Here is an 18,398-nt window from a genome sequence, read left to right as displayed (position 1 = left end):
GCCGTCCCGAACGGGGGAACGCGCCCCAAGGCCGCCGACCGGCAGCCGTCCCGCTCCTAGTCTCCCCGCCATGTGAGAGGTGGGGAGGAGACTCGCGATGCGGCTCACGAGGCGCACAGCGGAACCGGGCGATCCCGCGGGCCCGGTCACCGCACGGACAGCAGGACCGGTGGGACAGCCGGAGGACAGCCGGGTCGCGTTCGCCCTGGCGTGCGTACTGACGGTGCCGGTGGCGGTGGTCCTGTGGCGCAGCGCGTACGGGCCGCTCGCCGCGCTGCCCGCGCTCGGGCCCCTGTGGCTCGGCTGGTGGGGCCTGCGGCAGTACCGCCCCGAACACGCGGCCCGGCAGGCGGCCGTACAGGCGCTGTCCCAGGCCGTGCAGCTCAAGGACCGCTACACCCGCGGCCACGGCGAGAGGGTCGGCTACGCGGCGGCGCTGATCGCCCGCGAGCTGGGCCTGGACGAGGAGCGGACCGAGACGCTGCGCTGCGCGGGCGTCCTGCACGACATCGGCAAACTCGGCGTCCCCGCACGGCTGTTGCGCAAGGCGGGGCCCCTCACGCCGGCCGAGCGCCGCGTGATGGAACGGCACCCCGAGCACGGGGCCGAGATCGTGCGCGGGCTCGACTTCCTCGGCGAGGCCCGCGCGGCCGTCCTCCACCACCATGAGCGGGTGGACGGCACCGGCTACCCCCGGGGGCTGGCCGGCGAGCAGATCCCGGAGGCGGCACGGATCGTGGCCGTCGCCGACGCGTTCGACGCCATGACCTCCACCCGCTGCTACCGCCCCGGCAGGCCCGTCGCCGCGGCGCTGGAGGAGCTGGAGAGGTGCTCGGGCACGCAGTTCGACCCCCGGATGGTCGCGGCCCTCACCCGTGCGCTGCGCCGCCACGGCTGGCCGTTCGCCGACGTCCCCGACCCGGCCGGGCACCGGCAGCCCGGGGTCCCGGTGGTGCCTCACACGGCCCACGCGGCGGCTGAGGGGGCCGGGGCGCGGACCGGCAGCGGCGTCGCGGTATGAGGCGGCGGACGGCCACCCGGCTCGTCGCCGCCGCCTACGGTGCGGCCGCGCTGGTGTCGGGCGGCGCCCTGTGTATCACCCTGTGGCAGGGAGTGACCCAGCCCGGCATCGCGCTGGCCTTCGGACTCGTCGTCGCCGTAGGGGAGTTGGCCCGGGTGCGGCTGCCCGAGGCGCGCGTGGGCGGCCCGCGCACCACCGGGCTGCTGTCCGGCGCCGGCGCGCTCGGTTACGCGCTGTGCGGCCAGGTGGGCGACACCCCGACCGTGCACGGACCGGCACAGGCCGTCACGGTGGCGCTCGTCGGCTCCCTCGTCGGACTGACCCCGCATGTGGCACTGGGCCAGGCGCCACCGCCCCAGGCCCCGGCGCGGCTGGCGCTCGGCGTCGGCTTCGCCGCCCTGTGCGGTCAACCGCTGTACGGGGACGGCTGGTTGGGCTGCGCCGTCGAACCGGGCGCGCTGTTCACCTGCTGTCTGCTGGCTCTGGCGCTGCTCGTCGGCTGCCTCGACGCGCTGCTCGCCGCCGCCACCGACGCACACGGGCGGGCGCTGCGGGCCGAGTTGACGGCCCGGCTCGTCACCGTACCCGCGCTGGCCGCCACCGCCGTGCTCCTCGCGCTGGCGGTCGCCGTAGCCGGGCTGTGGGCGCTGCTGCTGTGCTGTGCGCCGCTGCTCGTCATCCAGTTCGCGCTCCGCCGCCGCGCCTCCGTACGGGCGACCCACCGGCCCACCCTCGACTCCCTCGCACGGGCCCCCGAAGTGGCCGGCTGTACCCCGTACGGGCATGCGCGCCGAGTAGCCGAGCTCAGCCGCGCGGTGGGGCGCGAGCTGGGCCTGACAGGAGGGGAACTCACCGCGCTGGAGTACGCGGCGCTCACCCATGACGTGGGGCAGCTCTCGCTGGCCGACCCGGTACCCGGCGGTGCCACCACCGCGCTGGAGCCCGGCAGACAGCGCCGTATCGCCCTGCTCGGCGGCGCGGTCCTCCGGCAGGCGGGCGTCCGCTGGCGGGTGGCGTCCGCCGTGGAAGCACAGGCCGATCCGTACCGCGAACAGTCGGTGACCGCGCGTGTGGTCCGTACCGTAGGCGCGTACGACGACCTCCTCGCGGGCAGTCACAGCACGGGCAGCGCGGCGCGCCAGGAGGCCCTGCACACGCTGCGCACAACGACCGCGCGTGACCACGAACCACGTGTGGTGGAGGCCCTGTCACGGGTAGTGGCACGGGCTGCGGACGTCTGACGCACGGGTAATGAGCGGGCACCCGAGCGGGCATGGTTGGATGCGAAGGGGGGAACCGCGACAGGCGAGGACCGGCGCGTGGCGGCCGGTCCGCAAAACCCCATCGGCAGACAGCAGGCCGGGCGGCGAGCCGGGCCTCAGGACAGGCGGAACGGCGGGATCGGCGGGAGCAAAGTGAGGATCTTCGGCAAGGTGCGGCACCGTCCCTCCGCCTCGTGGCGGCAGGCGACGGACCGTGCGTTCACGCTCATCGGCGACGGGCGCTACGAGGACGCGGGCGCTCTGCTCACCCGTGCCGCCGATCTGGAGCCGTGGCTCTCGGAGTCCTGGTTCAACCTCGCGCTGCTGCACAAGTTCCGGCACGACTGGGAGCAGGCGCGTACAGCGGGCCTGCGCGCCGTGGCGCTGCTGGACCGCGAGACCGGGGCGCCCGACTGGTGGAACGTCGGCATCGCGGCCACCGCGCTCCAGGACTGGCCGCTGGCGCGCCGGGCCTGGCAGGCATACGGGCTGCACGTGCCCGGTCACTCGCACGGCGCGGCGGCGGCCGAGGAACCCTCCGGCATGCAGCTGGGCAGCGCCGCCGTACGGCTCTCCCCGGAGGGCGAGGCCGAGGTCGTCTGGGGCCGCCGCATCGACCCGGCCCGGATGGAGATCCAGAGCATCCCGCTGCCGTCCTCGGGGCGCCGCTGGGGCGAGGTCGTCCTGCACGACGGCGTACCGCACGGTGAGCGCACCACGGCGGCCGGGCCCTCCTACCCCGTCTTCGACGAGATCGAGCTGTGGGCGCCCTCGCCCGTGCCCACCTGGGTGGTGCTGCTGGAAGCCGCCACCGAGAGCGACCGGGACGCGCTGGAGCGGCTCGCGGCCGACGCCGGGTTCGCCGCCGAGGACTGGTCCTCCTCCGTGCGGCTGCTGTGCCGTGCCTGCTCCGAGAGCGCCATGCCCGCCGACGAGGGCGACGGGACGGTGCATCTGGACCCGCACGACCACAGTTCACCCGGCCACCCCGGGCCGCTGGGCCATATGACACAGGGCGGCCCCGGCGAGCTGTGGGTGCCCGAGCGGGAGTGCGGCCTGGCGGCGCCCGCCGCACTGGTGCGCGGGCTGCTGGACGGCTGGGTCGCCGACAGCCCCGACACCCGTGAGTGGCGGGATCTGGAGGAGGTCTGCTGAGCGGCGCCCGGCGTGCCCGTACCCTGTAGGGCGAGTCCTTACGGTACGCGGCCGTACGGTGCTCGGCCGGTTCACCGGCGGATCTTTGCTCTCACGGTCTTATGGGTCGCAGGAAGGCGTACGACGGCATGGCGCAGCAGCAGGAAACGACGGCCGAGTCGGCCGCTACGGCCGAGGGCGGGTTCGTCGACGACGTGACGGACGCGGCAGCCCGCGAGGAGGCCCACACCGCGCGGGGCACGGCACGGCCCGTCACCGTCGTCGGCAACCCGGTGCTGCACCGGGAGTGCAAGGACGTGACCGAGTTCGACGACGAGCTGGCCAAGCTGATCGACGACATGTTCGCCAGCCAGCGCGCCGCCGAGGGTGTCGGCATCGCAGCCAACCAGATCGGCGTCGACCTGAAGGTCTTCGTCTACGACTGCTACGACGACGAGGGCGTACGGCACGTGGGTGTCGTGTGCAACCCGGTGCTCGAACAGCTCCCCGCCGAACAGCGCGTGCTGGACGACGGCAGCGAGGGCTGCCTGTCCGTGCCCGGCGCCTACCACCAGCTGGCGCGGCCCGACTACGCGGTGGTGCGCGGTCAGGACGCGCAGGGCAAGCCGATCGCGGTGCGGGGCACGGGCTACTTCGCCCGGTGCCTCCAGCACGAGACCGACCACCTGCACGGGTACCTGTACATCGACCGGCTCTCCAAGCGCGAGCGCAAGGACGTGCTCCGGCAGATGGCCGAGAGCACGCCCCGCTACGAAACGGTGCCGAACGAGTAGTCCGGGTCAGAAGTCGTCGTCGAGGGAGACCGAGCCCTCCACGGCGACCTGGTACGCCGAGGCGCGCCGTTCGAAGAAGTTGGTGAGCTCCTGGACGTTCTGGAGCTCCATGAACGAGAAGGGGTTGCTGGAGCCGTACCGCTCCGGGAAGCCCAGGCGGCGGAGCCGCTCGTCGGCGACGGCCTGGAGGTACTCGCGCATGGACTCGGTGTTCATGCCGGGCAGCCCCTCCCCGCACAAGTCGCGCGCGAACTGGAGCTCCGCCTCGACGGCCTCCTCCAGCATCGCCGTGACCTGCTCGGCCAACTCCGTGTCGAAGAGTTCCGGCTCCTCCTCCCGCACGGTGTCGACCACGTCGAAGGCGAACGACATGTGCATCGACTCGTCGCGGAAGACCCAGTTGGTGCCGGTGGCCAGCCCGTGCAGCAGGCCGCGTGAGCGGAACCAGTAGACGTAGGCGAACGCGCCGTAGAAGAACAGGCCCTCGATGCAGGCCGCGAAGCAGATCAGATTGAGCAGGAAACGGCGCCGCTCGGCCCTGGAGTCCAGCTTGTCGACGGTCTCGACAGCGTCCATCCAGCGGAAGCAGAACTGGGCCTTCTCCCGGATGGAGGGAATGTTCTCCACGGCCGCGAACGCGGCGGCCCGCTCCTCGTGGTCGGGCAGATAGGTGTCCAGCAGGGTCAGATAGAACTGGACGTGCACGGCCTCCTCGAACAGCTGCCGGGAGAGATACAGCCGCGCCTCGGGCGAGTTGATGTGCTTGTAGAGCGTCAGCACCAGGTTGTTGGCGACGATCGAGTCGCCGGTGGCGAAGAAGGCCACCAGCCGGCTGATCATGTGCTGCTCGCCCGCGGTGAGCTTGGCCAGATCCGCGACGTCGGAGTGGAGGTCGACCTCCTCCACGGTCCAGGTGTTCTTGATGGCGTCCCGGTAGCGCTCGTAGAAGTGCGGGTAGCGCATCGGGCGCAGGGTCAGCTCGAAGCCGGGGTCGAGCAGGTTCTTCGGGCGAGAGGTACCGGCGCGAAGCGCCGACGGTGAGGGGTGGTGGTCGGGGGTCACTGACAGACCTCGCAGGACTCGGGGTTTTCCAGGGAGCAGGCGATCGCCTCGTCGGGCTTCGGCTGCTGGGGGACGGAGTTGGCCGCCTGGGCGATGCGGGTCGCGGGGCGCGACCGCAGGTAGTACGTGGTCTTGATGCCGCGCTTCCAGGCGTACGCGTACATCGAGCTGAGCTTCCCGATGGTGGGGGAGGACTGGAACAGGTTCAGCGACTGGCTCTGGTCCAGGTACGGGGTGCGGGCCGCGGCCATGTCGATCAGGGCGCGCTGCGGGAGCTCCCACGCGGTGCGGTACAGCTCCCGTACGTGCGCGGGCACCCACTCCAGCTCCTGTACGGAGCCGTTGGCCCGGCGCAGCGCCTCGCGGGCCCGCGCGTCCCACAGTCCCAGCCGCTTCAGCTCCGCGACCAGGTAGTGGTTCACCTGGAGGAACTCGCCGCTGAGCGTCTCGCGTTTGAAGAGGTTGGAGACCTGCGGCTCGATGCACTCGTACACGCCCGCGATGGCGGCGATGGTCGCCGTGGGGGCGATCGCCAGCAGCAGGGAGTTCCGCATCCCGGTGCGTGCGATACGGGCGCGCAGCGCCTCCCAGCGGTCCGCCCAGTACGGCTCGGCGTTCGGGTAGTGGTCGGGGTGGAGTACACCGCGTGCGGTGCGGGTGGACTCCCAGGCGGGCAGCGGGCTGTGCCTCTCGGCCAGCTCCGCTGAGGTCTCGTAAGCGGCGAGCATGATCCGCTCGGCGATCCGGGTGGACAGCTCGCGTGCCTCTTCGGAGCCGAACGGCAGCCCGAGCCGGAAGAAGACGTCCTGGAGTCCCATCACGCCCAGACCCACCGGGCGCCAGCGGGAGTTGGAGGCGGCCGCCTGCTCGGTCGGGTAGAAGTTGATGTCCACCACCCGGTCCAGGAAGGTCACCGCCGTACGCACCGTGGCGTCCAGCCGCTCCCAGTCAGGCTGTCCGTCGGCGCCCAGGTGTGCGGCCAGGTTGACCGAGCCGAGGTTGCAGACGGCGGTCTCGCCGTCGTCGGTGACCTCCAGGATCTCGGTGCACAGGTTCGAGGAGTGCACGATGCGACCGGGCTGTGCGGTCTGGTTGGCGGTCCGGTTCGAGGTGTCCTTGAACGCCATCCAGCCGTTGCCGGTCTGTGCGAGAGTACGCATCATCGCGCCGTACAGCTGCCGGGCCGGCAGCTGTTTGACGGCGCGGCCCTCGGCCTCGGCGCGGCGGTAGGCGGTGTCGAACTCCTCGCCCCACAGATCGACCAGCTCCGGCACCTCGGACGGGGAGAAGAGCGACCACTGCCCGTCCGCCTCGACGCGGCGCATGAACTCGTCCGGTACCCAGTGCGCGAGGTTGAGGTTGTGGGTACGGCGCGCGTCCTCGCCCGTGTTGTCGCGCAGTTCGAGGAACTCCTCGATGTCCGCGTGCCAGGTCTCCAGGTAGACGCAGGCCGCTCCCTTGCGCCGGCCGCCCTGGTTGACGGCCGCGACCGAGGCGTCCAGCGTCCGCAGGAACGGGACGATCCCGTTCGAGTGGCCGTTGGTGCCCCGGATCAGCGCGCCGCGGGAGCGGACGCGGGAGTAGGACAGACCGATGCCCCCGGCGTGCTTGGAGAGCCGGGCGATCTGCTGGTAGCGCTCGTAGATCGAGTCCAGCTCGTCCTCGGGCGAGTCCAGCAGATAGCAGGACGACATCTGCGGGTGGCGCGTACCGGAGTTGAACAGGGTGGGCGAGGAGGGCAGGTAGGCGAGGGAGCTGGTGAGCCGGTAGAACGCGGCCACCTCCGCCAGCGCTTCCGGTGACTCGTCCGCCGCCAGGCCGCAGGCGACTCGGAGCAGGAAGTGCTGCGGTGTCTCGATCGGGCGGCGGGTGGCCGGGTGCCGCAGCAGGTAGCGGGAGTGGACGGTACGCAGCCCGAAGTACTCGAACCGGTCGTCCGCGCCGCCGTCCACGGCCTCTGCCACCAGCGCGTCGAGCCGTTGTGCGTGCTTCTGCACGAGGGCGTGGGTGCGGTCCGCGATCAGCCCCTGCGCGTGGCCCAGTGCCACCGAGGCGGAGAACGAGGTCACGCCCTCAGCCGCCGCCTCTTCGCGGATCACATGGGTGAGCAGCCGCGCCGCCAGCCGGGAGTAGGAGGGCTCCTCGCTGACGAGACCCGCCGCCGATTCGATGGCGAGGGCACGCAGGTCGGCCTCGGTGGCGCCGGGTTGCCGTCCGCGCAGGGCCGCTGCCAGCACCGGTGCCGGGTCCACGTCGGGGAGATCGGCGGTGAGCGCTGCGAGGGCCCGGCGGAGCGCTTCGGCCGGCGGGTCCTCGCGGGCACCGGGCTCTCGGGCGCCGGGTTCCTGGGCGCCGGGTTCCTGGGCGCCGGGCTCTTGGGAGCCGGGGTCGCCGGATGCGGGAGGTTTCCCGGGGGCGGCGGGTCCGGCGCCGCTCGGTGCGGGAACAGTGGGGGCGGTGGTGAGGGTCACGCGGTGCTCTCCCTGGCTGCTGAGGGCCCGTGGCAGGGCAGCACGGCAGGAGAGAGCACACGCCGGACCCGTTGCGGGCATGGCGCGCTCCGCCCCGACGGCCCAACCCACGAGACCCGGACGTTCGGTACTGCCGCCGCCTGCAGGCATTCGGACTCGCGGGCACGCTCGCGCGTGCCGCTCACCGTTGCGGGACAGTTCCGGACTCGCACCGGATTCCCCTGCGTCGGGGGCGACGGCCGTGAGACACCATACATGTTGTGGCACCTCTGTGAGAGGGGCCCATATGTTGTGTCGTCGACTACAGGGTGAGCGTGTAGGCCAGCAGGGTGGCGCCCTCGATCGGCTCCCAGTCGCGCTCGGGGGCGCGCAGGAAACCCAGCCGGGCATAGAGGCGGTGTGCCGCGTGCATCGTCGGCAGAGTGGACAGGACGAGCCCGCTCAGCCCGAGGTCGCGGGCCCTCCCGATACAGGCCCGCACCAGTGCTTCACCGACCCCCCGGCCCCGCGCCGACTGCCGTACGCCGAGCATCCGGAACTCGCCCTCACCGGCCCGGGCGCGCTCCGCGTAGCGCCCTCCCTCGCCGACGAAGGTGACGGTGCCCAGCAGCGCGCCCTGCGGGTCCTCGGCGACCAGCAGGTCGGCGTGGGCAGCGCGGCCGGCCGCGTCGCGGAGCGAGTTCAGATAGGGGTCGGAATCCCCATAGGTCAGCAGTCCGCCGTCGAGGAAGGCGCGCGCCACCAGCTCCCCGGCCTGTGCGTACTCCTCGGGCCGTGCGGTTCTTACAGTGATGTCCATGGCCGCCATCATCCAGCACGGCACCGACAACGCCGGGGCGTCAGCCGTGCCGGGCGGACGTCGGCCGGGCCGGTGGGCCTCAGCAGCAGCGGAACCCCGCGCGCGGATCGCCCTCCCGGGCGTCCGTGCGGCGGCGTTCGAACTCCTTCCGTGAGGGGAGCGGGGCGTGGGGCCCCTGGTGCTGCCGCACGTGTGCCACGTACCGTTCGTACGCGCTCTCGTCCGTGAGCTCGCGCACGTACCAGCGCAGCCAGCGCCCGGCCCGCAGCAGGGGATTGACCGCCGCCTGCTTCGCTCCGTTCACCTGCTTCGTGCCATTCACCGGGAGTCCTCTCCAGCCCCGCCGCCGGGTGTTCCGGCCGCGGCCAGCGCTGCCTCGTGCTCGGCCTTCTCCGCCTTCTCCTCCTTGGTGGCGATCAGCCCTGCGGGTTCGACCAGCTTGGACTTCTCGTAGGGTGCCTCGTGCATCCGGGTGCTCTCCGGGTGGCGCACCGCGCGTACACAGGTGCGCGCCGCGTCGGCGAGGACCACGATGACCAGGATCGCGAAGAGGGCGGACAGGACGCCGTCCACCGTGGAGTTGGTGACGACGGTGTGCATGTCGTCCATGTTCTTGGCGGGTGCGATGACCTTGCCCTGGTCGATGGCCTCCTGGTAGTTGGCGCGCTGCTGGAAGAAGCCGACCTTCGGGTCGGTGGAGAAGACTTTCTGCCAGCTCGCCGTGAGAGTGACGACGGCGTCCCACACCAGGGGAACGGCCGTGACCCAGGCCCACTTCAGCCGCCCGGACTTGACCAGCAGCGTCGTACAGACCGCCAGCGCTACCGCGGCCAGCAGCTGGTTGGCGATGCCGAACAGCGGGAAGAGCTGGTTGATCCCGCCCAGCGGCTCGTGGACGCCGACCCACAGGAAGTAGCCCCACAGCGCGACGATGGCGGCGCTGGAGAAGAGCAGCCCCGGCCACCAGCTCACCCGGCGGAAGGGCTTGTAGACGTTGCCGAGCATGTCCTGCAGCATGAAGCGGCCCACGCGGGTGCCGGCGTCCAGAGCCGTCAGGATGAACAGCGCCTCGAACATGATGGCGAAGTGGTACCAGAACGCCTTCATTCCGGCGCCGCCGACGATCTCCGAGAAGATGTTGGAGACGCCGATGGCCAGGGTGGGCGCGCCGCCCGTACGGGAGAGCAGCGACTGTTCCTCGACGGCCTTGGCCGCGGCCGCCAGTTGGTCCGGGGTGATGGTGTACCCCAGGTGCCGTACCGCCTCCGAGGCCGCCTGCACGTTGTCCCCGATGACGCCTGCGGGCGCGTTCATCGCGAAGTAGAGCCCGGGGTCGATGATGCTGGCGGCGACCATCGCCATGATGGCGACGAACGACTCCATCAGCATGGAGCCGTAGCCGACCATCCGGATCTGGGTCTCCTTCTGGATCATCTTCGGCGTGGTGCCGGAGGAGATCAGCGCGTGGAAACCGGACAGGGCGCCGCAGGCGATGGTGATGAAGACGAACGGGAAGAGAGAGCCGGCGAAGACCGGCCCGTCACCCACGCCTGCGAAGTCGGTGATGCCCTCCATCTTCAGCGTCGGCATCGTCACCACGACGCCGACGGCCAGCAGCCCGATGGTGCCGATCTTCATGAACGTCGACAGGTAGTCGCGCGGCGCGAGCAGCATCCACACCGGGAGGATGGAGGCGACGAAGCTGTAGACCAGAATCCAGATGACCAGCGTGCCGGGTTCGAGCGTGAAGGTGTCCGCCCAGGACGACTCGGCGACCCACCGCCCGGAGACCAGCGCGAGCAGCAGCAGCGCGATGCCGATGAGGGAGACCTCGGTGACCCGCCCGGGGCGCAGCACCCGCAGGTAGAAGCCCATGAACAGGGCGATCGGGATGGTCATGCCGATGGAGAAGGTGCCCCAGGGCGACTCGGCCAGTGCGTTGACGACGACGAGCGCCAGCACGGCGAGCAGAATGATCATGATCGCGAGGACGGCGAGCAGCGCTGCGGCGCCGCCGATCGGCCCGATCTCCTCGCGCGCCATCTGGCCCAGCGACTTGCCGTCCCGGCGCAGGGAGAAGAAGAGCGTGACCATGTCCTGCACGGCGCCGGCCAGGATCACGCCGACGACGATCCAGATGGTGCCCGGCAGATATCCCATCTGGGCCGCCAGCACCGGGCCGACCAGCGGTCCGGCGCCCGCGATGGCGGCGAAGTGGTGGCCGAGCAGCACCCGCCGGTCGGTGGGGTGGAAGTCGATGCCGTTGTCGAGCCGTTCGGCGGGCGTGGCCCGGGTCTTGTCGACGCGGAGTACCCGGGTGGCGATGAAACGCGCGTAGAAGCGGTAGCCGATGGCGTACGAGCCCAGCGCGGCGGCCACCATCCAGGCGGCGGAGATCTCCTCGCCGCGGGCGAGCGCCAGCATGCTCCACCCCGCCGCGCCGATCAGTGCGACGGTGGTCCAGATGGCTATGGACCGCGGACTGAGCTTGCTCGCTGGCTGTGAGGTGCTGCGCACGCGTTCCTCCTCGACCTCACCCGCGCCCCATGCGAGGTGGCGGGCACACCACGACGGCAGGCCGACCGTAGAACAACCGCCTGATCAGCGCCATACCCCCGAACGGGTCAACCACGATCCGGGAGCGCGGCGGGTTCCGTCCCGGGCAGAGGCGCGTGCCGGCCGGCGGGGCCGTCAGGACGTGGGGCGCTGGAGGGTGGCCACGAACTTGTAGCGGTCACCGCGGTAGACCGAGCGGACCCACTCCACGGGTTCTCCCGCGGTGTCGCGGGAGTGCCGGGAGAGCATCAGCATCGGCAGCCCGACGTCGGTGCCCAGCAGCCCGGCCTCGCGCGGGGTGGCCAGCGAGGTCTCGATCGTCTCCTCGGCCTCGGCCAGGTGGATGTCGTACACCTCGGCGAGCGCGGTGTAGAGGGAGGCGTACTTGACCAGGCTGCGCCGAAGCGCGGGGAACCGCTTCTGGGACAGGTGTGTGGTCTCGATCGCCATGGGCTCGCCGCTGGCCAGCCGCAGCCGCTCGATGCGCAGGACGCGTCCGCCCGCGGGGATGTCCAGCAGCGAGGCGAGCCGGTCGTCGGCGGTGACGTAGCCGATGTCCAGCAGTTGGGATGTGGGTTCGAGGCCCTGGGCCCGCATGTCCTCCGTGTAGGAGGTCAGTTGCAGCGCCTGCGAGACCTTGGGCTTGGCGACGAAGGTGCCCTTGCCCTGAATGCGCTCCAGACGCCCCTCCACGACGAGTTCCTGGAGCGCCTGCCGGACCGTGGTGCGCGAGGTGTCGAACTCGCTGGCGAGCGTCCGCTCGGGCGGTACGGGGGTGCCGGGCGGCAGGGTCTCGGTCATCTCCAGCAAGTGCCGCTTCAGCCGGTAGTACTTGGGCACGCGCGCGGTGCGGGCCGCCGATCCGTTGCCGCCGGCGGTCTCGCTGTCCGCCGCGGCCGGCGCGACCGCGCCGCCCCCGTCCGTGCTCATGGCCCGCCTTCCCGACTCATGTCGTGCTGCCGTCACCGGCTTCCTCCGTGTACGTAGCGGCTCACATCGTGGCACGGCCCCGGTGTGGGCGGGCGCCCCAGCTCAGATGTCGTTCCGATAACGGAACCGACAGCGAGCTTTATACACCGTTGACACCCCTAAAGGTCTAGGCCAAGCTCTGCATGGATCTCATTGGTCTAAACCAACTCCGGGAAACTACGGGGGAACCTACTCCGGGTTTGCTGTGCGGAGCGTTCCAGTGTGCAGGGGAGAATGCTGTGGTACGCAGACAACGCCGACAAAATCGCCAAAAGGGGCTCATAGCCGCGGCCGGTGTCGCGATGCTGGTGGTGAACGTCGCGGCCTGCGGGTCCGACGACGACAAGAAGGACGGGCCCGAGAGCTTCAAGGGCCAGACCCTCACCCTCTGGGCGATGGACGGCTCCACGCCCGAGCAGTGGACCAAGGACGTCAAGGCCGCCTTCGAGAAGAAGACCGGGGCCAAGCTCAAGCTCGAGGTCCAGCAGTGGAACGGCATCCAGCAGAAGATCACCACCGCGCTCTCCGAGTCCGATCCGCCGGACGTGATCGAGGTCGGCAACACCCAGACCCCCGCATACGCCGCCACCGGCGGACTGGCCGACCTCAGTGACCTGAAGAAGGGGCTCGGCAAGGACTGGACGCCCTCCCTCAACAAGTCCGCGGTCTACGACGGAAAGCAGTACGCGGCTCCCTGGTTCGCCGTCAACCGCACGGTGATCTACAACAAGAAGATCTGGGCCGAGGCGGGCATCAAGGGCATCCCCAAGACGCGCCAGGAATTCTTCGACGCGCTGGAGAAGATCGAGAAGAAGACCGACGCCGAGCCGATCTACATGCCGGGCCAGAACTGGTACTTCCTGGACGGCCTGATCATCGGCCAGGACGCCGACCTGGTGAAGAAGAAGGGCGGCAAGTGGGTCTCCAACCTCGCCGACCCCAAGGTCGGCAAGGCCATGGAGATCTACAAGAAGTACGCCTCCTACTCCAAGGCCCCCAAGAACAAGGACGAGGCCACCCCGCAGCAGGCCGAGGTCTTCGCCAAGGGCAGGACGGGAGCCTTCATCGGGCTGAGCTGGGAGGCGGCCACCGCGATCGAGGCCAACAAGAAGCTCGAGAAGGACATCGGCTACTTCACCATTCCGGGTGAGACCGCGGACAAGCCCGAGGGCGTCTTCCTCGGCGGCTCCAACCTCGCTGTCGCCGCGGGCAGCGAAAAGCAGGAACTCGCCAAGGAATTCCTGAAGATCGCCCTGTCCGACAAGTTCGAGGGCGCCATGGCGAAGGAGAGCGGGGTCATCCCCAACAAGACCGCGCTCCAGAGCAATCTCAAGGGCAACCCCGCGGCGGAAGCCGCCGCGCCGGCCGTCGAGAACGGGGGACTGACACCCCTGATCCCCGAGTGGGGCGCGGTGGAGAACCCGCCCAACCCGATCAAGACTTATATGACGTCGGTGCTGAACGGGAAATCGCACGACACCGCGGCCAAGGCTGTCGAGGACGAGATGAACAAGAGGCTCGCTCAGAAGCAGTGAGAGCGCCGTCTGCTGGTGCGGGGTTCGGGGATCGGGCAGGTGCGGCTGCGGCTGTGCCCCCCTCCCCCGGACTCCGCCCGGGGGTGCCCCCACGCCCGTCGGGCGGAACGAGCGCCCCACGACCTTGGAGCATTGATGTCTGTGCAAACCCGCGAGGCGCCGCCTCGGAAGAGAAGGCCCGCTGCGGCACCAAGGGCCGCGGGGCCGCAGCCGGGGGAGGGGCGCCGTGCCGATAAGGCCACGCTGCCGTACCTCCTGCTGCTGCCCGCCCTCGCGCTGACTGCCGTCTTCCTCGGGTACCCGCTGGTCACCAACGGCATGTTGTCGTTCCAGAACCTCAACATGACGCAGCTGATCCAGCACGTCACCGAATGGAACGGATTCGCCAACTACACCGACACGCTCAGCAACGAGGAGTTCTGGCGGGTCACGCTGCGGTCGGTGATCTTCACGGCGGTCAACGTCGTCGTGATCATTGTCGTCGGCACCCTCATCGGGCTGCTGCTGGCCCGCCTCGGGCCCAGGATGCGGCTGCTGCTCTCGGTTGCGCTGGTGCTCGCCTGGGCGATGCCGATCATCGCCGCCACCACTGTCTACCAGTGGCTGTTCGCGCAGCGGTTCGGCGTCGTCAACTGGGTGCTGGCCGAACTCGGCTTCGAGTCGATGGCGGACTACAACTGGACGGGGACCCAGCTGTCCACGTTCTTCGTCATCTCGCTGCTGCTCGTGTGGACCTCCGTCCCCTTCGTGGCGATCAACCTCTACGCGGCGACGACGACCATCGCCAAGGAACTGTACGAGGCCGCGGCGCTGGACGGCGCGGGTGCGTGGCAGAGCTTCAAGTGCGTCACCCTCCCGTTCCTCAAGCCGTTCTTGCTGGTGGCGACGTTCCTCGAAATCATCTGGATCTTCAAGGCGTTCCCGCACGTCTTCGCCATCAACGAGGGCGGCCCGAACCGGCTGACCGAGACACTGCCCGTCTACGCGTTCGTGGAAGGCGTCGGCGGCCAGCACTACGGCACAGGCGCGGCGATCTCCGTCCTCACCATCCTCATACTGCTGGCCCTGATGGCGTACTACCTGCGCATCGTGCTGCGGCAGGAAGACGCCGACGAGACCGAGAACGACGGGGAGATGGCCTGATGCGACGGTCACTGCTGGGCCGGATATGGCCGAACGCCACCGCGCTGGTGCTGTTCGTGGGGTTCGCCTTTCCCGTCTACTGGATGTTCAACACGGCGTTCAAGCCCAACGGGCAGATCATCAGCGAGACACCCGTCTGGTTCCCCACCTCGCCGACCCTCGACCACTTCGAAACGGCCGTCGAGGCCGAGAACTTCTGGACGCTGGTACGCAACTCCGTCACCGTCACGGTGCTCGCCGTCGGCTTCTCGCTGGTCGTGGCGCTCTTCGCCGCCTTCGCACTGGCCCGGATGCGGTTCAGGGGGCGGAAGGGCATCGTCCTGACCTTCATGGTCGCGCAGATGGCGCCCTGGGAGGTGATGGTCATCGCGATCTACATGATCGTCCGTGACGCCGACATGCTCAACAGCCTGGTGCCGCTGACGCTCTTCTACACCGTCATGGTGCTGCCGCTGACCATCATCACCCTGCGCGGCTATGTCGCCGCCGTGCCCAAGGACCTGGAGGAGTCGGCCATGGTGGACGGCTGCACCCGGCTCCAGGCATTCCGCCGGGTCATCTTCCCCCTGCTGGCGCCAGGTCTGATGGCCACCTCGCTGTTCGGCTTCATCACGGCGTGGAACGAGTTCCCCCTGGTCCTCATCCTCAACAAGGACGACCAGGCACAGACGCTGCCGCTGTGGCTGTCGAAGTTCCAGACCGCCTTCGGCGACGACTGGGGTGCCACGATGGCGGCAGCGTCACTCTTCGCCATCCCGATCCTGCTGCTCTTCCTCTACCTCCAGCGCAAGGCAGTGGCCGGCCTCACCTCCGGCGCGGTGAAGGGATGACCGGCGGTGACGGCACGCCGCGCGACACCGTTGCCGCAACCCCAGGGCACACCAGTGAAGTGAAGGGACACCGCGCCGCATGACCACCTCAGTACGAGCGTCCGACACCCTCACCCGCGACGCCCTCGCCGTCCTCCAGCCCGGCTTCGCCGGGACCTCGGCACCCAGCTGGCTGCTGCGGCAGCTGGACGAAGGGCTCGCCTCGGTCGGTCTGTTCGGACGCAACATCGACTCACCCGAACAACTCGCCCTGCTCACCGAGCAGCTGCGCGACGTACGCGCGGATCTGCTGATCGCCATCGACGAGGAGGGCGGCGATGTGACCCGGCTGGAGGCCAGGGGCGGCTCCTCCTACCCCGGCAACCTCGCCCTCGGCCACATCGACGACCCCGACCTCACCCGTGCCGTCGCCCACGAACTGGGCAGCAGGCTCGCCGCCGCCGGGGTCAACCTCAACTGGGCACCGTCGGCCGACGTCAACTCCAACCCGGACAACCCCGTCATCGGCGTACGGTCCTTCGGCGGCGACCCCGCCCTCGTCGCCCGGCACACCGTCGCCTACATCGAGGGTCTCCAGGCGGCCGGCGTCGCGGCCTGCGTCAAGCACTTCCCCGGGCACGGCGACACCGCCGTCGACTCGCACCACGCCATGCCCCGTATCGACGCCGACCTGGAGACCCTCAGAGCCCGCGAGCTGGTGCCCTTCGCGGCGGCGATCGAGGCGGGCAGCAAGTGCGTGATGAGCGCCCACATCCTGCTGCCGGCCCTCGACGAGGCCCGCCCCGGCACCCTCAGCCCCGCCGCGCTGACCGGACTGCTGCGGGCGCCGCGCAGCGAGGGCGGACTCGGCCATCAGGGGCTCATCGTCACCGACGGCATGGAGATGCGGGCCATCTCCGCCACCTACGGCCTCGAACGCGGCAGCGTGCTCGCGCTCGCCGCCGGGGCCGACGCGATCTGCGTGGGTGGCGGGCTGGCCGGTGAGGACACCGTGCTGCGGCTTCGCGACGCGCTGGTGAGCGCCGTACGCGACGGCGAGCTGACGGAGGAACGGCTCGCCGACGCCGCAGCACGGGTACGCGGCCTCGCCGCGTGGGCGCGGGGGGTGCGGCGGTCGGACACGGGGGGTCTGGCCGACCCCGCCCTTCGCGCCGGAACGTCCGCCGCCGGCGGCATCGGACTGGAGGCGGCGCGGCGCGCGCTGGTCGTGACCGGGCTGGAGAGCTATCGGCACCCCTCCGGACCGCTGTATGTCGCGGCGCTCACCACGGTCGCCAACATCGCGGTCGGGGACGAGACCCCCTGGGGGCCGGCAGCCGAGCTGGAACGGATGGTTCCGGGCACCCGGACGGGCACCTACGGCAGCGCCGACGGGGACGTGGGGGCCGCGGTGCTCGCGGACGCGGGGGACCGGCCCGTGGTCGTGGTCGTCCGCGACCTGCACCGGCACCCGTGGATGTCCGAAGCGGTGGCGCGGCTGGTGGCCGCACGCCAGGACACGGTGGTGGTCGAGATGGGTCTTCCCCAGGCCGCACCGCAGGGCGCACTGCACATCGCGACCCATGGCGCGGCCAGGGTCTGCGGTCGCGCGGCGGCCGAAGTCATCGCCCGGGGGTGAGAACCCGCCCCGCCCACCCTCCGCTTTCCCGCCGGGGTCGCCACCAGGGGGTGGGCGGGGGCAAATCCGGCCGTATCCGCCAGGCCGTAGGATCGAACCGCGACCCACACACGCACGCATCCCCGGAGGGACCCGCATGTCCTCGAACGCCCCGTCCACACCGGGCACCATCATGTCCGGCGAGATGGCCGAGCAGCCCGCCGTGCTGCGCCGCATCCTGGACGAGGGCGCCCCGGCCATCCGCGAGGTGGCCGAGCGGATCGCCGCGAAGAACCCCCGGTTCGTCCTGCTGACGGCGCGCGGTACCTCCGACAACGCCGCGCTGTACGCGAAATACCTGCTGGAGATCCAGTTGGGCAAGCCGTGCGGGTTGACCTCCATGTCGACGACCACCGCCTACGGCGCGCAGCCGGATCTGACCGACTGCCTGGTCATCACCATCAGCCAGTCCGGCGGCAGCCCGGACCTGGTGGCCTCCACCGAGGCGGCCCGCGAGGCGGGTGCGATCACGCTCGCGGTCACCAACAACGCCGACTCGCCGCTCGCGCAGGTCAGCGAGTTCCACATCGACGTACTGGCCGGCCCGGAGAAGGCGCTGCCCGCCACCAAGACCTACACCGCCGAGCTGCTGGCGCTCTACCTGTTGGTGGACGGCCTGCGCGGCGGCAACGGCAACGGCGTCGAGGCCGCCAAGGAGCTGCCCGAGCTGGCCGAGGCCGTGCTGGCCCGCAAGGACGAGGTCAAGGCACTCGCGGCGCGCTACCGGTTCGCCGAGCGGATGGTGCTCACCTCGCGCGGCTACGGCTACCCGACGGCGAAGGAAGCCGCGCTGAAGCTGATGGAGACCAGCTACATCCCGGCGCTTTCCTACTCCGGGGCCGACCTGCTGCACGGGCCGCTGGCCATGGTGGACAACATCTCCCCGGTGATCGCCGTGGTCGCGGACGGCAAGGGCGGCGAGGCGCTGCAGCCGGTCCTGGAGCGGCTCCGGGACCGCGGGGCCGACCTGGTGGTCATCGGCCGCCAGGCGGAGGTGGAGCGGGCCTCCGCCGGGTTCGCGCTGCCCACCGAGGGGCTGCTGGAGGAGCTCCAGCCCATCGTGCAGATCCTGCCGCTCCAGATGCTCGCTTACGAGGTCACCATGGCGCGCGGCCAGGACCCGGACGCGCCTCGCTCGCTGGCCAAGGTCACCGAGACCCGCTGA

General features: G+C 70.6%; 14 protein-coding genes, 1 pseudogene and 1 riboswitch. Of the genes and pseudogenes, 9 read left to right on the top strand and 6 right to left on the bottom strand.

Annotated elements, in window-relative coordinates; genetic code table 11:
* Positions 1-238: 238 nt before the first annotated feature.
* From JW592_RS15910 to def, 4 genes and pseudogenes are all read left to right on the top strand, one after another.
* Positions 239-1,021 (top strand): annotated as a pseudogene (locus JW592_RS15910) (HD-GYP domain-containing protein); the annotation flags it as partial.
* Positions 1,018-2,262, top strand: a complete 1,245-nt coding sequence (locus tag JW592_RS15905; protein ID WP_209265731.1) for an HD-GYP domain-containing protein — start codon at positions 1,018-1,020, stop codon at positions 2,260-2,262. The pseudogene JW592_RS15910 and the gene JW592_RS15905, both read left to right, overlap by 4 nt.
* A gap of 174 nt (positions 2,263-2,436) precedes the next feature.
* On the top strand, positions 2,437-3,438 hold the full coding sequence (locus tag JW592_RS15900) for a tetratricopeptide repeat protein (protein WP_209265730.1): 1,002 nt from the start codon (positions 2,437-2,439) through the stop codon (positions 3,436-3,438).
* Between the two features lie 128 nt (positions 3,439-3,566).
* A complete protein-coding gene (gene def / locus JW592_RS15895; protein ID WP_209265824.1) occupies positions 3,567-4,211 on the top strand; it encodes a peptide deformylase in 645 nt (214 codons plus the stop codon).
* 6 nt (positions 4,212-4,217) lie between these two features.
* Here the strand turns inward: def and JW592_RS15890 are convergent, their stop codons facing one another.
* The 6 genes from JW592_RS15890 to JW592_RS15865 all read right to left on the bottom strand — a co-directional run bounded on the left by JW592_RS15890 (position 4,218) and on the right by JW592_RS15865 (position 12,029).
* Positions 4,218-5,174 (bottom strand): ribonucleotide-diphosphate reductase subunit beta, encoded by a 957-nt coding sequence (locus tag JW592_RS15890; protein WP_229376166.1) that lies wholly within the window; start codon positions 5,172-5,174, stop codon positions 4,218-4,220.
* A gap of 95 nt (positions 5,175-5,269) precedes the next feature.
* Complete coding sequence (locus JW592_RS15885) at positions 5,270-7,744, bottom strand: ribonucleoside-diphosphate reductase subunit alpha (RefSeq protein WP_209265728.1); 2,475 nt, start codon at positions 7,742-7,744, stop codon at positions 5,270-5,272.
* 124 nt (positions 7,745-7,868) lie between these two features.
* Positions 7,869-8,017: riboswitch (cobalamin riboswitch) on the bottom strand.
* A 28-nt stretch (positions 8,018-8,045) separates the two neighbouring features.
* On the bottom strand, positions 8,046-8,543 hold the full coding sequence (locus tag JW592_RS15880; protein ID WP_209265727.1) for a GNAT family N-acetyltransferase: 498 nt from the start codon (positions 8,541-8,543) through the stop codon (positions 8,046-8,048).
* Between the two features lie 79 nt (positions 8,544-8,622).
* Positions 8,623-8,865: a YbdD/YjiX family protein gene (locus tag JW592_RS15875; RefSeq protein WP_307805431.1), complete on the bottom strand. Its 243-nt coding sequence runs from the start codon at positions 8,863-8,865 to the stop codon at positions 8,623-8,625.
* Entirely contained in the window at positions 8,862-11,060 is a 2,199-nt protein-coding gene (locus JW592_RS15870; RefSeq protein ID WP_209265726.1) for a carbon starvation CstA family protein, read from the bottom strand. Before JW592_RS15870 ends, JW592_RS15875 begins: the two co-directional genes overlap by 4 nt.
* Positions 11,061-11,234: 174 nt before the next feature.
* Complete coding sequence (locus JW592_RS15865) at positions 11,235-12,029, bottom strand: GntR family transcriptional regulator (RefSeq protein WP_229376131.1); 795 nt, start codon at positions 12,027-12,029, stop codon at positions 11,235-11,237.
* Between the two features lie 341 nt (positions 12,030-12,370).
* Between JW592_RS15865 and JW592_RS15860 the strand changes: the two genes are divergently transcribed.
* The 5 genes from JW592_RS15860 to JW592_RS15840 all read left to right on the top strand — a co-directional run bounded on the left by JW592_RS15860 (position 12,371) and on the right by JW592_RS15840 (position 18,398).
* Positions 12,371-13,603, top strand: coding sequence for an extracellular solute-binding protein (locus tag JW592_RS15860; RefSeq protein WP_209265725.1), 1,233 nt, complete (start codon positions 12,371-12,373; stop codon positions 13,601-13,603).
* Between the two features lie 135 nt (positions 13,604-13,738).
* Complete coding sequence (locus JW592_RS15855) at positions 13,739-14,746, top strand: carbohydrate ABC transporter permease (protein WP_209265724.1); 1,008 nt, start codon at positions 13,739-13,741, stop codon at positions 14,744-14,746.
* Positions 14,746-15,576: a carbohydrate ABC transporter permease gene (locus JW592_RS15850; RefSeq protein WP_209265723.1), complete on the top strand. Its 831-nt coding sequence runs from the start codon at positions 14,746-14,748 to the stop codon at positions 15,574-15,576. The genes JW592_RS15855 and JW592_RS15850 overlap by 1 nt, the downstream gene beginning before the upstream one ends.
* A gap of 79 nt (positions 15,577-15,655) precedes the next feature.
* Positions 15,656-17,194, top strand: coding sequence for a glycoside hydrolase family 3 protein (locus JW592_RS15845; RefSeq protein WP_209265722.1), 1,539 nt, complete (start codon positions 15,656-15,658; stop codon positions 17,192-17,194).
* A 136-nt stretch (positions 17,195-17,330) separates the two neighbouring features.
* Complete coding sequence (locus tag JW592_RS15840; protein WP_209265721.1) at positions 17,331-18,398, top strand: SIS domain-containing protein; 1,068 nt, start codon at positions 17,331-17,333, stop codon at positions 18,396-18,398.

Origin of the sequence: Streptomyces spirodelae, from assembly GCF_017676385.1 — a bacterium.
GTDB lineage: Bacteria > Actinomycetota > Actinomycetes > Streptomycetales > Streptomycetaceae > Streptomyces > Streptomyces spirodelae.
Note: the sequence above shows the minus strand (reverse complement) of the source record. Positions and strands in the feature narration are given on the sequence as shown.

Excerpts from the sequence above, each read along its gene's own strand:
- JW592_RS15905 (WP_209265731.1), top strand. The coding sequence starts at position 1,018 with ATGAGGCGGCGGACGGCCACCCGGCTCGTCGCCGCCGCCTACGGTGCG.
- def (WP_209265824.1), top strand. The coding sequence starts at position 3,567 with ATGGCGCAGCAGCAGGAAACGACGGCCGAGTCGGCCGCTACGGCCGAG.
- JW592_RS15890 (WP_229376166.1), bottom strand. The coding sequence starts at position 5,174 with ATGCGCTACCCGCACTTCTACGAGCGCTACCGGGACGCCATCAAGAAC.
- JW592_RS15880 (WP_209265727.1), bottom strand. The coding sequence starts at position 8,543 with ATGGACATCACTGTAAGAACCGCACGGCCCGAGGAGTACGCACAGGCC.
- JW592_RS15865 (WP_229376131.1), bottom strand. The coding sequence starts at position 12,029 with ATGAGCACGGACGGGGGCGGCGCGGTCGCGCCGGCCGCGGCGGACAGC.
- JW592_RS15860 (WP_209265725.1), top strand. The coding sequence starts at position 12,371 with ATGCTGGTGGTGAACGTCGCGGCCTGCGGGTCCGACGACGACAAGAAG.
- JW592_RS15855 (WP_209265724.1), top strand. The coding sequence starts at position 13,739 with ATGTCTGTGCAAACCCGCGAGGCGCCGCCTCGGAAGAGAAGGCCCGCT.
- JW592_RS15850 (WP_209265723.1), top strand. The coding sequence starts at position 14,746 with ATGCGACGGTCACTGCTGGGCCGGATATGGCCGAACGCCACCGCGCTG.
- JW592_RS15845 (WP_209265722.1), top strand. The coding sequence starts at position 15,656 with ATGACCACCTCAGTACGAGCGTCCGACACCCTCACCCGCGACGCCCTC.
- JW592_RS15840 (WP_209265721.1), top strand. The coding sequence starts at position 17,331 with ATGTCCTCGAACGCCCCGTCCACACCGGGCACCATCATGTCCGGCGAG.